This is a genomic window from Martinezella dioscoreae (genome assembly GCF_009176305.1).
GTDB lineage: Bacteria > Pseudomonadota > Alphaproteobacteria > Rhizobiales > Rhizobiaceae > Rhizobium > Rhizobium dioscoreae.
The window spans coordinates 1-14,355 of record NZ_BLAJ01000002.1 but is presented as its reverse complement, the minus strand read 5'-3'; the positions used below and the strand labels follow the sequence as shown (position 1 = coordinate 14,355).

Sequence of the window (14,355 nt, the reverse complement as noted above, 5' to 3'; positions counted from 1 at the left end):
TCCGGCGCCCCCGATATCATTACTCGGACAGAACGAAAGGTGCCGTGTACTTGTCGACATTATCCTTTGTGATCAGGATGCAATCGAAAAGCTGCTTTTCGCTCTTGGCACCGGTCTTGCCGGTCTTGATGAAGCTGTCGGCCTGCTTGACGGCTTCTTCGGAGAAGACGGCAACCGGCTGCAGGACGGTGTACTGAAGCTCACCGGCCTTGATGGCAGCAACAGCGTCCGGCGAACCGTCGAAGCCGCCGACCTTGACGTTGGCGAGCTTGCCGGCTTCCTTGAGAGCGGCAATCGCGCCAAGCGCCATTTCGTCATTGCCGGAGATCACGCCAGTGATGTCCGGATGCGCCTGCAGGATCGACTGCATCTTGTTGTGGCCCTGGGTGCGGTCCCAGTTGGCAACTTCCTTGGCAACCTTCTTCAGGTCGGGATATTGCGTCAGCACGGTTTCGTAGCCGTTCGAGCGCGTAGCGGCATTGTTGTCCGAAGGCGAGCCGAAGAGTTCGGCATAATTGCCCTTGTCGCCAACGGCTTCGACCCACTGCTGAGCGCCGATCGCCGCACCCTGGGCGTTGTTGGAAACGAGCTGAGCCTTGGCAAGGCCTTCCTGGTTGATTTCAGCGTTGACGAGGAAAACCGGGATTCCGGCTGCAACGGCTTTCTTGACTGCACCGACCGAGCCGTCAGCATTGGCCGGATCGAGGATAATTGCGACCGACTTGTTGGTGATCGCCGTATCGATCAGGTTGCTTTCGGTGTTGGTATCGCCCTTATGCGCACCGACTGTGGCGGTATAGCCGAGCTTCTCGGCGGTTGCCTTGGCGATATTGCCTTCCGTCAGCCAATAGGGGTTGGACGGATCGTTGACAATGACGGTGATCTGACCGGCGGCCCAGGCGGCCCCCGTTAGAAGCGGTGCCACAGCAACTGCTGCCATGACGATGCGCAAACCTTTTTTGAACATTAGTCTCTCTCCCTTTGATGAGCTCTGGTAATGCCGGCGAACCGGCGGTCCTTTCTCCGATCGGCATCTCACCGACCGGGGACAAGTCTTGATGCAGTGTCAGCCGGATTTGGTCCGGCGCCCGTACTGGATGCTGTTCATGAGCACGGCGAGCACGATGACCGCGCCGGTAAAAACCGTCTGCCAATAAGCCGAGACGCCGATGATGACGAGGCCGTCCGCCAGGAAGCCGATGACGAAGGCGCCCAGCATGGTGCCGCGCACCGTACCGCGGCCGCCCGTCAACGCGGCGCCGCCGATGACGACGGCGGCAATTGCGGTCAGCTCATAGCTGGTGCCGGCATTCGGACCGGCCGAGGTCAGCTGCGAGGACAGGACGAGGCCGGCAATGGCGGCGCAAATGCCTGAAAGCACGTAGACAGCGATCTTGACCTGCTTGACCGGAACGCCGGAAAGATCGGCAGCGCGCTCGTTGCCGCCCGAGGCGTAGAGCCAGCGGCCGAAGGCGGTGCGGCTGAGAACGATACCGCAGATGATCGCAAGCACCGCAAGGACGATGACGCCGATCGGGACGCCGGCGAGGCGGTTGAAGCCCAGCCAGTTGAAGCCGGTATTGCCGAGTTCGGGGCGGCCACCGAGATTGTTGTAGGTCAGGCCGTTCGTCATCAGCAAGGCAATACCGCGGGCAACATAGAGGACGCCCAACGAAGCGACGAAGGCCGGAACGCGCAGATAGGCAATGAGCACGCCGTTGACCGCACCGACCACGCCACCGAGGATGCAGGTCAGCACGACGACAGCCCAGACCGGCGGATAGAGGATGACGCCGAAGCTCGACAGCGTGACGCCCTGCATCAGGAAGCCGGCAATGCAGCCGGCGAGGCCAAGCGTCGAACCGACCGACAGGTCAATGCCGCCATTCAAGATGACGAGCAACATGCCGATGGCGAGGATGCCGAAGATCGCAACATGCGAGGCCATAGTCAGGAAGTTGCTGAGCGAGAAGTAGTAGGGCGACAGGAAGGAGAAGACCGCGATGATGACGATCAGCGCAAAGAAGGCGCGTCCTTCCAGGATCAGCCGCACGAGACTGAAATTCCGCCGCTGTCCGTTGGATACTGGTTTCTTATCTGTAATGTTCGTGACTGACATAATCAGTGCTCCATGAATGCGGCTAGTGCGCGACCACTGCTTCGCCCGAGGCGGCCATGATCTTTTCCTTGGTGACATCAGGACCGAATTCGGCAGAAATCTTGCCGCGGTGCATGACGATGATGCGATGGGCGATGCTCAGGCATTCGGCGACTTCCGAGGTCGAATAGATCACCGCCAGACCCTCTTTGGCGCGCTCGGCGAGCAGCTTGAAGACTTCAGCCTTCGCGCCGATGTCGATACCGCGGCTTGGTTCGTCGAGCAGGATCACGCGAGGCGCCGTTGCCAGCATTTTGCCGATAACGACCTTCTGCTGATTGCCGCCGGACAGAGAGCCGATTGCGGCCTCGCCGCCATCGGTCTTGATGTGAACTTTGCGGATCGAGTCGTTCACCAACGACCGCTCACGGCCGCTCGATGTGAAAAGACCCTTGGTAAAGGCACCGATGCTCGCAAGCGACAGGTTCGAGCCGACGGTCATCGTCTGAACGAGACCGTCGCGCTGACGATCTTCCGGCACCAGCACCAGCCCCTGCGCGATCCGGCCGGCAATGGAAAGACCGCCGACCTCGGTGTTGCCTAGGAGCACGCGGCCGCCGCTCGACCGAAGCCGCCCCGCCACACATTCGAGCAGCTCAGTACGACCGGCGCCCATCAGGCCGTAGATGCAGACGATCTCGCCGGCGCGGACTTGAAGCGACAGGCGGTCGACCGCGTTATAGGCGGCGCCCGACGGGCCGGGGACGGTGAGATTATCGATCGTCAGCGCCACATCGCCCATTTTATGGCCTGCCGGCGGGCTGCCGAGGTCGAAATTGTCGCCGACCATGTTGCGCACGATCCATTCGAGATCGATGTCCTTGCGTTCGGCATAGGCGGTCATGTTGCCGTCGCGCAGAACGACGGCGTGATGGGTGATTTGCAGCGCCTCTTCCAGATGATGCGAGATATAGACGATCGACACGCCGCGGTTCGTCAGATCGCGAATGACCTTGAAGAGAACTTCGACTTCGCTGGCGCTGAGCGCCGAAGTCGGCTCGTCCATGATCAGGATGCGGGAATTAACGGAAAGCGCGCGAGCGATCTCGACGATCTGCTGCTGGCCGAGGCGAAGATCTTCGACGGGTGTGAGCGGATCGATATTTTCCTCGAGCTCTTCCATCAGCGCACGGGTCTGGCGCTCTTCCTCGGCAAAATCGACTACGCCACCCTTCATGATCTCGCGACCCATGAAGATGTTGTCGCGGACGCTGAGATTCGGTGCCAGGCTCAATTCCTGGTGGATGATGGAAATGCCGCAGGCGCGCGCATGCGTGGAGGAGGCAAAGGAGATCGGAGCGCCATCGAGAATGATCTCACCCGATGTCGGCTGGATGACGCCGGAGAGGATCTTCATCAGCGTCGATTTGCCGGCACCGTTCTCGCCGAAGAGGGTGGTGACTTCGCCGCGACGAATATCGAAATTGACGCCCTTCAGCGCATGGACGCTGCCATAGGATTTGGCAACATTGCGCGCGGCGAGAACAACTTCGCCCGTGGTGGCGCCATTGTGCTGAACCTGGCTCATTTCACATCGACCTTTACCGGGGTGACGAGCCAGTTCTTCGGATTAATGAGCTTGAAAACGCCGACGACCGTCGCCGTCTTGCCCGTCAGCTTCTCCGGATCCAGACTGCCAAGCGTCGCCTTCTTCATCTCATTGTTGATGGCGGAGCCCGCGTCCTGATATTCGATCTGGTTGGTGAACTGGCCGAATTCGATCTTACCCGTGGCATCGCGAAGATCTGTACCGTTGATTGCTGGACCTGTTTGGACGCGGATGGTGATGCCTTCAGGTATGCCGTCGACCTTGAATTCGTTGAGGTTGGCCTTGCGCTCGCCGAACGTGCCCGCCAAAGAGACAGGGAGGACTGGGCCGGTTGTGGTGGCGACGCCATATTTCTCGCCGGCCGCCTTCTTGTCGGCCATAACCGCACTGGCGAGCGTTACTGCATCGACGGCGCGCTTTTCGACATCGGCTTGGACTTTCGGGAATTCGGTAGCGCCAAAGGTCTCCGGCTGGAAGCCCTGCTCGCGCACGTCGTGTTCCGAGCCGATCTTGACCACCTTGGTATCGGCAGCGATGGCGCCGATTACGATCACCACCGCGGCGATGCCGGCGACGATCTTGAGCTTGGAGCCAGTCGGCTTGGCAGTTGCATATTGAGCTTGCGTATTCATGTTCGAACGACCTTGGGCATGTCAGCCGGATTACCTGATGGAGAAAGGGAGAAAAGTCCGATGGTTCCGGCTTAACGGAAGCACGGCTCGCGCGTTCGCACCGTGGAGCGCTCCGCTTGGCTTCGGGCGGCGCCGTCACCGGAAAGGAAATTCAACATCAGGAAGCCTCCTCAGCGTGCGGACGGCTGTCTCCTCCAGTCGCCCACCTTGGGTTCGCAATCGCCGCATCTATGCGACAATTGTGATATAAGTATGTTAAGTTCTGCATTTCATATGTTATAAATCTTTGGGCGTGTCAACCGAGATTTAACAGATCCGGTATCCGGCCGGTATCTTTGGTTCTCAGTGCTTCCCGCCTTTTCACATTCGAAGCTCTCGCTTTGTCGGCCTTCTTCCGAGGTTCGCCGATCGGCGTCGTTTTGGCCGACCTGATATAAAAGTTTCTCGATAATAATTTGATATAACTCAAAATTATAAGATGGTCGCCTGGCGCTTTTCACCGGCCTCCCTGATTTGATCCAAGAGATTCAGGTCGTTGATCCGTGTTCCTCCAAAGCGTTGCTGCAGTCTTTCCCTGCTGCGGCTTGCCTATTAACTACATCCATTTTATATGAAAAAAATTACAACGCCAGAAAAATATTACTGTAACAACGATATGATTATGTTATAAAGCCGCGAGCTGCTTGATGGGTCGCGGCTGTGCGTCGGATCCATTGCGTGGCTGGTATCGGGTGTGCGCTGGTGCTTCGTTCGCGATCCTCCCTTTGGAGTGGAGAGTACGATGGCGACGATAGATGCGACCTGGCGTAGATTATGCCCTTGGCCGTGTGGGGAGGAATGAAAATGTTTGTGATGGTTGCCGATGCTCTTGCCGGAGAGTGTCGCGTGGTGGAGCTGGCTTGCAATGTCTAAAAGCGACGGGATCATCATCGGGATCGATGCGGGTACCTCGGTTTTGAAGGCAGTTGCCTTCGAGCTATCCGGACGGCAGATCGCTTCGGCTTCAGCGCGCAATCGCTATGAGACGGGAGAGGATGGGTCGGTCACTCAATCGCTCGGCCAGACGTGGTCGGATTGCCTCAGTGCATTGCGCGGCCTTGGGGAGAGGGTGGGCAACCTTGCCGCCCGAACGGCGGCGATCGCGGTTACCGGACAAGGCGACGGCACCTGGCTTGTCGGCTCCGGCAATGCTCCGGTCGGTGATGCCTGGCTGTGGCTTGACGCCCGCGCGGCATCCACCGTCACGCGCCTGAGCGCCTCGGCCGACAACCGCGCCCGGTTCGAGGCGACGGGTACAGGGCTCAACACCTGCCAGCAGGGTGCTCAGCTCGCCCATATGGACCGCTTCATGCCCGAGATTCTCGATCGGGCGGAGACAGCGCTGCATTGCAAGGACTGGCTCTACCTGAACCTCACCGGCATACGGGCGACCGATCCATCGGAGGCGAGCTTCACCTTCGGCAATTTCCGCAACCGCCAATATGATCCGGTTGTCATCGATGCGCTCGGCCTTGCCCGCCGGCGCTCGCTTCTGCCCGAGATTGTCGACGGAACGGAGATCAGCCATCCCCTGACGGAGGCCGCCGCCAAGGCCGCCGGCTTACGTGCGGGAACGCCAGTCTGCCTGGGTTACGTCGATATGGTCATGACCGCGCTTGGTGCAGGCGTCCGCACTGGCGGTCGGAACGCCGCCTGCTCGACGATCGGATCGACGGGCGTGCATATGCGAGCCAAGGCCGTGCCCGATGTCCAGCTCAACGAAGAGGGGACGGGATATGTTATCGCACTGCCGATCCCCGGTATCGTCACGCAGGTCCAGACCAATATGGGCGCGACCATCAATATCGATTGGATTCTCAAGGTTGCGGCGGATCTGATGTCAGCTGGCGGTAGCGAGATTTCCTATTCCGACCTTATTCCGCGCATCGATGCGTGGTTTGCCGAAGCGCGTCCGACGAACCTTCTCTATCACCCCTATATTTCCGAGGCCGGCGAGCGCGGTCCCTTCGTCAACGCACATGCGCGTGCCGGCTTTACCGGACTTTCGACGCGGCATGGCTTTGCCGACATGCTGAGGGCCGTGGTCGAAGGGCTGGGCATGGCAACGCGGGATTGCTACGCGGCCATGGGCGACATGCCTTCGGAGCTGCGCATCACCGGAGGGGCCGCCCGTTCGCGCGCTCTACGAGGTTCGCTATCTGCCGCCGTCAAGGCGCCGGTGCGGATTTCGGATCGCGAAGAGGCGGGGGCTGCCGGTGTCGCGATGATGGCTGCCGTCGCGATCGGCGCCTATCAGGACATGGACAGCTGCATTGCCGACTGGGTGACGCCCTTGCTTGGCGAGGCCGAGGCGCCCGATCCGGCAAATATCGAGCGCTATGATCGTCTGTTCGATGCCTACAAGGACGTGCGTCAGGCGATTGCGCCGGCTTGGGACAAATTGGCCCAGCACTAGCCAATGACGAAGCCGGCGAGGAGCTTGGCCTTAGAAGATTGAATTGATGATGCCACGGGCATCCTTAGGAGCATGACATGATGGAACCGGAAATCTATGATCTTTTCGTGATCGGCGGAGGCATCAATGGTGCCGGCATTGCGCGCGATGCAGCCGGCCGCGGCCTTTCGGTTATCATGTGCGAGAAGGGCGATCTCGCGGAGGGTACGTCCTCGCGCTCCGGCAAGCTGGTGCATGGCGGCCTGCGCTATCTTGAATACTACGAGTTCCGCCTGGTACGTGAAGCCCTGATCGAGCGTGAAGTGCTGCTGAATTCGGCAAGCCACATCATCTGGCCTATGCGCTTCGTACTGCCGCACAGTCCGACCGATCGTCCCGCATGGTTGGTGCGTCTCGGCCTCTTCCTCTACGATCATCTCGGTGGCCGCAAGAAGCTGCCGGGCACGCGCTCGCTTGATCTTCATCGCGATCCGGAAGGGGCGCCGATCCTCGACCAATATTCGAAAGGTTTCGAATATTCCGACTGTTGGGTTGACGACGCCCGGCTCGTTGTCCTCAACGCTCTCGATGCTTCCGCCAAGGGCGCGCAGATCCTGACGCGCACGGCCTGTGTCAGCGCGCGCCGCGATCAGGGGAGCTGGGTTGTCCAGATGCGCGACGAGCGTTCCGGCGAGGTGCGGACCGTGCGCGCCCGCGTGCTGGTCAATGCCGCCGGCCCCTGGGTCAACGACATTATCGGCCGTGTCGTCGGCTCGAACAGCCAGCGCAGCGTCCGGCTCGTCAAAGGTAGCCATATCATCGTTCCGAAATTCTGGGCAGGCCAGCAGGCCTATCTCGTCCAGAACCACGACAAGCGCGTGATCTTCATCAACCCTTATGAAGGCGACAAGGCGCTGATCGGCACGACCGACATTCCCTACGAGGGCAAGCCGGAGGAGGTGAAGGCCGACGAGAAGGAAATCGATTATCTGATCACGGCGGTCAATCGCTACTTCAAGGAGAAGCTGCGCAGATCCGACGTGCTCGAGAGTTTCTCCGGCGTCCGCCCGCTGTTCGACGACGGCAAGGGCAATCCCTCGGCCGTCACGCGCGACTATGTCTTCGATCTCGACGAGACCGGTGGTGTGCCGCTCCTGAGCGTCTTCGGTGGCAAGATCACGACCTTCCGCAAGCTTTCCGAACACGCCATGCAGCGGCTTGCAAAATTCTTCCCGAAGATGGGCGGCGACTGGACGCGGGGCGCCACGCTTCCGGGCGGCGAGATTCCGAATGCCGACTACGTTGCCTTTGCCGATACCCTGCGAGCGGCCTATCCCTGGATGCCGCGTGCGCTCGTCAATCACTACGGCCATCTCTATGGCGCCCGCACCAGACAGATCGTCGGCAATGCGATGTCGCTTGCTGAACTCGGCCGCCATTTCGGCGGCAATCTCTATGAGGCCGAGGTTCGCTATCTCGTGGCTTCCGAATGGGCGCAGGCGGCCGAAGACGTGCTGATGCGACGCACCAAGGAAGGTCTGCGTATGACCGCTGAAGAGAAGGCGGATTTCGCGGCCTGGTTCGACGCCGAGCTGGCGCTCGCCGCCTGAACCAACAGACCTTGCCGGGAGACCTAAAATGCCCTTGACGCTTTCACTCAACACCAATCCGCTTGTCAATCGCTTTGCCGAGCCGGCCGACCTGATCGAAACGGTGGCGCGCGATCTGCGTATCCGCGATCTGCAGCTGACGCACGAATTCATCAATCCGAGCTGGCAGGCGCCGGTCATTCGCCGCCTGACGCGCGACATGCAGGAGGCATTGAAGCGCACCGGCGTTCGCGTAACCTCAGGAATGACCGGTCCCTATGGCCGTCTCAACCATTTCGGACATCCCGACAAGGATGTCCGCCGCTATTACGTTGACTGGTTCAAGACCTTTGCCGATATCACCGCGGATCTCGGTGGTCATTCCGTCGGAACGCAGTTTGCGATCTTCACTTACAAGGATTATGACGATCCGGCCCGGCGCGAGGAATTGATTGAGATTGCGATCGAGTGCTGGGGCGAGGTGGCCGAACATGCTCGGGCTGCCGGCCTCTCCTACATCTTCTGGGAGCCGATGAGCATCGGCCGCGAATTCGGCGAGACGATCGATGCCTGCCTTTCCCTGCAGGACAGACTGACGAAGGCGCCCTTCGCCATTCCGATGTGGATGATGGCCGATATCGATCATGGCGATGTCACCTCGTCCAATCCCGACGATTATGATCCATATGCGTGGGCGCGTGCCGTGCCGAGGGTGTCTCCGATCATTCACATCAAGCAGAGCCTGATGGATAAGGGTGGGCATCGCCCCTTCACGGCGGAGTTCAATGCCAAGGGCCGTATCCAGCCCGAACCTTTGCTCAAGGCTTTTGCCGAAGGAGGCGCCAAGGACAACGAAATCTGCCTGGAACTGTCGTTCAAGGAGCGCGAACCGAACGATCGTCAGGTCATCGCGCAGATTGCCGAAAGCATCGCCTTCTGGGCGCCCCATATCGACACGGGCGCTGGCGACTTGCATATCTAGCCGGTGGGGCGGACGAGTCCCGATTCCCTGAACGCCAAATCCTTTCGAGGAGGTAGCCGGATCGGGACGTTATGGCCGGAGAGAACAGGCGAGGACGATGCAGAGCAAAATGAAAGGGAACGGACGATGACGGATGCAGATGCTTCGCTCGCCGTGCGGGCGGCCTGGTTGCACTATGCCGGCGGGTTTACGCAATCCGAAGTGGCAAAACGTCTTGGCGTTCCCTCGGTGAAGGCGCATCGCCTGATTGCGCGCGCGGTCGCCGAAGGCGTCGTCAAGGTGACGATCGACGGCGATATCGTCGAATGCGTCGAGCTTGAGATGCAGCTTTCGGCACGCTTCGGCCTGCAATATTGTGAGGTCGCGCCCGATCTCGGCGAAGACGGCTTCGAGTTTCGCGCGCTCGGCCAGGCGGGCGCGGGTTTCCTGAGGCGAGAAATCGAGAGCGGCAACAATAAGGTCATCGGTCTCGGCCACGGGCGAACGCTTTCTTCCGCCGTCCATCACCTGTCGCGCGTCAGCGCCAAGGATTTGCGCTTCGTTTCGCTGCTCGGTGGCCTGACGAGAAATTATGCTGCCAATCCCTATGACGTCATGCATCGCATTGCCGAAAAGACCGGCATGCAATCGCATGTGATGCCGGTGCCGTTCTTCGCCAATACGCGCGAAGATCGCGACGTGCTGCTTGCCCAGCGCGGCGTGAAAGAAGTCTTCGATCTTGCAAACGGCGCCGATCTCAAGCTGGTCGGTCTCGGCACGGTCGATACCGACGCGCAGCTTGTCTTGTCGGGGATGGTGGAGCCTAAAGAGATCAAGGAAATCACCGCAGCCGGTGGCGTCGGCGAAATTCTCGGCCATTTCTTCGATGCCGACGGCAATATCCTTGAGACCACGCTGACCTCTCGCACATTGTCTGCCTCCCTGCCGCGCATGAAGGGCGAGCGGCTGGTGGCACTGTCAGGCGGATTGCCGAAGGTCGAAGCCATCCGCGCGGTCCTCAAGAGCCGCTGTCTCTATGGGCTGATCACGGATGAGAAAACAGCGCAGGCACTGTTGAAGAGCTAGGAATGATGCTGGCGGCGAAACACGAATTTATCTCAATGTAACAACAGTAATGTTGAATTGTGAGATTTTGGTGTTATATTTCTCGAAGTTCCATTTCGGGCCGATGGCCGGAGTAAAAGGTGAAACGGGAAGAGCGCCAGCAATCGATCATCAATCTGCTCATCGAGCATAAAACCGTCGATCTCGACGATCTGGCGGATCGTTTCGTTGTGTCCAAGATGACGATCCACCGCGATCTCGATGATCTCGAGCAGGCCGGCGTGCTGCGCAAGGTTCGCGGCGGCGCGACCATCGATGCCGGCACCCAGTTTGAAAGCGATTTTCGTTTCCGCGAGCGTCAGGGCCATGACGAGAAGCTGGCGATGGCGCGCGCAGCACTCGATCTGGTCGAGCCCGGCATGACCGTCATGATCAATGACGGGTCCATGGCCGCCGTTTTAGGCGAGATGCTGCTGCAGAAGCGGCCGCTGACGCTGATCACCAACAATGCCGCAATCATAGACCGCATGAGGAACGAAAGCGGCATTACACTGATCGCGCTCGGTGGCGTCTATTCCGCCAAGTTCAACGCCTTTCTGGGCGTCGTTACCGAGGAAGCACTATCGCGCCTGCGGGCTGATATTGCCTTCCTGTCGACGCCGGCTGTTTCCGGCAGGCTCGCCTATCATATGGACGATAACGTCGTGCGCACGAAGCGGGCGATGATTGCGTCGGCGGCCAGGAGCTGCCTGCTCGTCAGCCATCAGCGCATCGGCCATACGGCTCTGCATGTGATGGCCGATCTTACCGATTTTGATGCCGTGATTACCGATCACGCGCCTGATGCCGCCATTGTCGCGCAATTTCGTCGCGACGGCATCGCCCTTACCATCGCCTCGAACCAGGATATGACATGACTGAAAAGCCTCGCTATTGGATCGGCACGAGCTGGAAGATGAACAAGACGCTCGCGGAGGCGCGCGCTTTCGCCGAGGCCCTGCGCGCCGCCGATACCCTGCGTGACGACCGTATTCAGCGTTTCATCATTCCGCCGTTCACGGCCGTGCGCGAGGTCAAGTCGATCCTGTCGGAAAGCTCCGTCAGGGTCGGTGCCCAGAACATGCATTGGGCCGACCAGGGTGCCTGGACAGGGGAAATCTCCCCGTTGATGCTGAAGGATTGCAATCTCGACATCGTCGAGCTTGGCCATTCGGAGCGTCGCGAACACTTTGGCGAGACCAACGAAACCGTCGGATTGAAGACCGCGGCAGCCGTCCGTCATGGCTTGATCCCGCTTATCTGCATCGGCGAAACGCTGCAAGATCGCGAGAGCGGGCGTGCAACCGAGATTCTGAGCGAGCAGGTCATCGGTGCGCTATCGAAGCTCTCCGACGCCCAGAAGCAGGCTGAAATCCTGCTGGCCTACGAGCCGGTCTGGGCGATCGGCGAAAAGGGGATTCCCGCCGAGCCCTCCTATGCCGATGCACGCCAGGCCGAGATCATTGCGGTCGCGCAAGACGTGCTCGGCCGAAAGATTCCGTGCCTCTACGGCGGATCGGTCAATCCGCAAAACTGTGAAGAACTCATATCCTGCCCGAACGTAGACGGGCTTTTCATTGGCCGCTCGGCCTGGAACGTCGAAGGCTATCTCGACATCCTCGCCAAGTGCGCCGCCAAACTCTGAGGAGCATACAATGAAGCTTGCTATTGCTGGAGACAGCGCCGGCGAAGGCCTCGCCAAGGTTCTTGCCGACCATCTGAAGGACCGTTTCGAGGTGAGCGAAGTCTCGCGCACCGATGAAGGCCCCGATGCGTTTTACGCCAATCTCGCCGACCGCGTCGCCTCCGGCGTCATCGACGGCACCTATGACAAGGCGATCCTTGTTTGCGGCACCGGCATCGGCGTCTGCATCTCGGCCAACAAGGTGCCGGGCATCCGTGCGGCACTAACGCATGACACCTATTCGGCGGAGCGCGCCGCTCTGTCGAACAACGCCCAGATCATCACCATGGGCGCCCGGGTCATCGGTACCGAACTCGCCAAGGCAATTGCAGACGCCTTCCTCGCCCAGACCTTCGATGAGAACGGCCGCTCTGCCGGCAACGTCAAGGCCATCAACGAGGTCGATGCGAAGTACAACGCCCGTTAAGAACGGCTTTGGTCTGAAGGCTGAAACCGAGTGTGTATCGAGCGTTGGCTGCCTCGCGCCTCTTGGCAGCTAGCTGCCTCTCAAATGTCATCAGCCTCCAAAAAACGGGTGGGATCGCCTAAGGTGATTCCGCTCGATATCGTATCGTGGTCTTGCCGCTGGATTAGGGATCGACGACGAGCGCGCAGCCTTGCTCAGGCAACGGTTATTGTCGGGCCGATGCACATTTCGTCGACGCCTGTCCGTAAAGCTCGCTCAAGGACGTTACCTTCGAGGCTTCACCAATGTTTGGAAGCCATTGTGGATGGCGTTCCTGGCATAGAACCGACTCATGAGACCGGTCACAGATATTTCTGAAGAGACACAGTTTCTTATGTTTGCCTCACCCGGCCTGAAAATCGATCAATACTTCGCGCCACTGATCGTAAAGATCCTGATAGGGGGCTAAATCCTTGAACGGCGCACAGCGTTGAACTGCCTTGACAGCACTTGTTGCAAAGGGGGCGAAACGGGGATCGTCGGAAGAATTGATGACAACGGGATTCAATAGGAGCGAACCGTCGCGGCCGAGGACGAGTTTCAACCTCGGCTTTTCGGAGGGAACGGCGTCGGGCCGAATCCAGCAACTCGCGATATTGGCCATCAGATTTTTCCGGATGATGGTCTGGATGTCGGGTGAAGCAGGCGATCTTTGCTGTTTCTCAGCCTCCTTAGTACCCGTCATTGGCCCGAAAGCTAATTGATCGCTCTGCATGTTTCGCTCCGCGGGACCGATCTGGGATCTCGCGCCGATAGCCTGCAAGGCAAGTACAGCCAAAAAGATCATCGTGAACGTGATTGCAATGCGTAAAAATGGCCAGGTTGTCGCAGACTTGCTTGCCCAAAAGCCGGTGCAAAGTGCAGGTACAGCGACCGTAAAAAGCAGTCGGCCAAGTGCTTCACCGGCGTAAGGTCCGGCTAACCCGAAAACAGCCAGGAGGCCTGCCAAGAAGAGCGTGAATGCTATGCCGGCACAAACGAACGCCTGTGCGAAAGGACTTCGCATCGGTAATATCCAACCACTGGAATGGTACGAACGATCACAAGTGGCAGCTCTTAGCATCGCTTGGTAAAGCAGTCGATGGCCAAAATTACATGGCACGCAGCGATCATTACTGCCAGATCCTGTCATCCGAAGGAGCTTAAGTGGTTCATGACATCGTGGCCTTGTTGATTCATTACGGACTCAATGGTAGCCGCATGTGAATCGTTTTATATGCCAGACTTCCACCTTACGCATTTGGGCTTGCCGAAATATGGATACCGTCGACAAGGAGCGACCAGGCTTTAAGAAATTGAGTTGGTGGCAGTGGCTTCTACTGGCTCTCATGGCCATCGTCAGCACGGTGTTGCACAGCCTATCGGTTGTGGACGCCACGTCGCCGGAGCTCGCCGCGCAACAAGGCGGCGCTTTGCTAGGTACCCTTATTGGCGCGATCATAATCCCCTACGGCCTCGCCTATCTTATTGGACGTTTGGCTCGGCGATCGCGAACTGCTTTCCTTTTGAGCTTGTGGGGGCTGGCCTTGCTTGTATTGGCAGCGCAAATCGGCCAATTGACGAAGACGTCTACCGCTGCGAATTCGGAGGCAGCAAATGCCAGCAATATGCCTATTACCTGGCCAGCAGGATATAATGTCACCAATACCTCAATTCCCGTCGAGAATTTTGGCGGACCATTTCCGGGACTGTCACAAACCGCGATTAAATCGAACCCAGACGGCTCACCCCTCACCGCTATAATTCTGACCAGCTTGCCGCATAGAGAGAGTGAAGAA

At 59.1% G+C, this 14,355-nt stretch carries 13 protein-coding genes; 8 read left to right on the top strand and 5 right to left on the bottom strand.

The window, feature by feature from the left end; translation table 11 throughout:
• Nucleotides 1-19: 19 nt before the first annotated feature.
• From GDN47_RS06630 to GDN47_RS06615, 4 genes are all read right to left on the bottom strand, one after another.
• Entirely contained in the window at nucleotides 20-967 is a 948-nt protein-coding gene (locus tag GDN47_RS06630; RefSeq protein ID WP_069615621.1) for a D-ribose ABC transporter substrate-binding protein, read from the bottom strand.
• A 99-nt stretch (nucleotides 968-1,066) separates the two neighbouring features.
• Complete coding sequence (locus GDN47_RS06625) at nucleotides 1,067-2,119, bottom strand: ABC transporter permease (RefSeq protein ID WP_041678207.1); 1,053 nt, start codon at nucleotides 2,117-2,119, stop codon at nucleotides 1,067-1,069.
• Nucleotides 2,120-2,141: 22 nt separating this feature from the next.
• Entirely contained in the window at nucleotides 2,142-3,686 is a 1,545-nt protein-coding gene (locus GDN47_RS06620) for a sugar ABC transporter ATP-binding protein (RefSeq protein WP_152092866.1), read from the bottom strand.
• Nucleotides 3,683-4,339 (bottom strand): DUF2291 domain-containing protein, encoded by a 657-nt coding sequence (locus GDN47_RS06615; protein WP_152092865.1) that lies wholly within the window; start codon nucleotides 4,337-4,339, stop codon nucleotides 3,683-3,685. The genes GDN47_RS06620 and GDN47_RS06615 overlap by 4 nt, the downstream gene beginning before the upstream one ends.
• 904 nt (nucleotides 4,340-5,243) lie before the next feature.
• On the opposite strand from GDN47_RS06615, the gene GDN47_RS06610 reads away from it, so the two are divergent.
• The 7 genes from GDN47_RS06610 to derI all read left to right on the top strand — a co-directional run bounded on the left by GDN47_RS06610 (nucleotide 5,244) and on the right by derI (nucleotide 12,538).
• Nucleotides 5,244-6,794: an FGGY-family carbohydrate kinase gene (locus GDN47_RS06610; protein ID WP_152092864.1), complete on the top strand. Its 1,551-nt coding sequence runs from the start codon at nucleotides 5,244-5,246 to the stop codon at nucleotides 6,792-6,794.
• Nucleotides 6,795-6,871: 77 nt separating this feature from the next.
• Nucleotides 6,872-8,383: a glycerol-3-phosphate dehydrogenase gene (locus tag GDN47_RS06605; RefSeq protein WP_113332812.1), complete on the top strand. Its 1,512-nt coding sequence runs from the start codon at nucleotides 6,872-6,874 to the stop codon at nucleotides 8,381-8,383.
• Between the two features lie 28 nt (nucleotides 8,384-8,411).
• Nucleotides 8,412-9,344: a sugar phosphate isomerase/epimerase family protein gene (locus GDN47_RS06600; protein ID WP_152092863.1), complete on the top strand. Its 933-nt coding sequence runs from the start codon at nucleotides 8,412-8,414 to the stop codon at nucleotides 9,342-9,344.
• Between the two features lie 126 nt (nucleotides 9,345-9,470).
• Nucleotides 9,471-10,409, top strand: a complete 939-nt coding sequence (locus GDN47_RS06595; RefSeq protein ID WP_152092862.1) for a sugar-binding transcriptional regulator — start codon at nucleotides 9,471-9,473, stop codon at nucleotides 10,407-10,409.
• Between the two features lie 119 nt (nucleotides 10,410-10,528).
• Nucleotides 10,529-11,305 carry a DeoR/GlpR family DNA-binding transcription regulator gene (locus tag GDN47_RS06590; protein ID WP_152092861.1) on the top strand — a complete coding sequence of 259 codons (777 nt, stop codon included), beginning with the start codon at nucleotides 10,529-10,531 and terminating at the stop codon, nucleotides 11,303-11,305.
• Nucleotides 11,302-12,072 carry a triose-phosphate isomerase gene (locus tag GDN47_RS06585; RefSeq protein ID WP_113332808.1) on the top strand — a complete coding sequence of 257 codons (771 nt, stop codon included), beginning with the start codon at nucleotides 11,302-11,304 and terminating at the stop codon, nucleotides 12,070-12,072. Before GDN47_RS06590 ends, GDN47_RS06585 begins: the two co-directional genes overlap by 4 nt.
• Before the next feature lie 10 nt (nucleotides 12,073-12,082).
• On the top strand, nucleotides 12,083-12,538 hold the full coding sequence (gene derI, locus GDN47_RS06580; protein WP_069615612.1) for a D-erythrulose-4-phosphate isomerase: 456 nt from the start codon (nucleotides 12,083-12,085) through the stop codon (nucleotides 12,536-12,538).
• A gap of 382 nt (nucleotides 12,539-12,920) precedes the next feature.
• Here the strand turns inward: derI and tolA are convergent, their stop codons facing one another.
• Nucleotides 12,921-13,583: a cell envelope integrity protein TolA gene (tolA, locus tag GDN47_RS06575; protein ID WP_152092860.1), complete on the bottom strand. Its 663-nt coding sequence runs from the start codon at nucleotides 13,581-13,583 to the stop codon at nucleotides 12,921-12,923.
• A gap of 250 nt (nucleotides 13,584-13,833) precedes the next feature.
• Between tolA and GDN47_RS06570 the strand changes: the two genes are divergently transcribed.
• Nucleotides 13,834-14,355, top strand: a 522-nt coding sequence (locus tag GDN47_RS06570) for a hypothetical protein (protein WP_152092859.1), incomplete at its 3' end; no start/stop codon positions are given.